Source organism: Aeromonas sp. Prich7-2, from assembly GCF_017939255.1.
Taxonomy (GTDB): domain Bacteria; phylum Pseudomonadota; class Gammaproteobacteria; order Enterobacterales; family Aeromonadaceae; genus Aeromonas; species Aeromonas caviae.
On the sequence record NZ_JAGKRI010000378.1, the window covers coordinates 1 to 293 of the forward strand.

Below are 293 nucleotides of genomic sequence, written 5' to 3' on the forward strand. Positions count from 1 at the left end.
CCAGCGCTCGTGGTACAGGGTCGCCACCTGAGCTGCGCTGAATCGCGCCACGGGCAGGGAGGTAAAGACCGTTTTCTCCTTGCCTGCCACCTCATAGGTCACTGCGCGAACTTGCCAGTGTGTCGGCAACGCCGGGTTTTTCTTGCTAGCCTGAGGCGAGACCGTCATTTGCAACAGACGGTCACCGTCGCCATAGCGCTCAAGTTCCGTGTATACCAGCCCCTTGCGTTCCGGGATGAGCCAGTGACGGTCGGTGTCTTCGGCCTGAATACGCAGCAACAGGTCGGCACCGA

The 293-nt window shown here is 60.8% G+C and carries 1 pseudogene; it reads right to left on the reverse strand.

From position 1 onward, the window contains the following. Positions 1–293 (reverse strand): annotated as a pseudogene (locus J9892_RS24520) (IS4 family transposase); the annotation flags it as partial.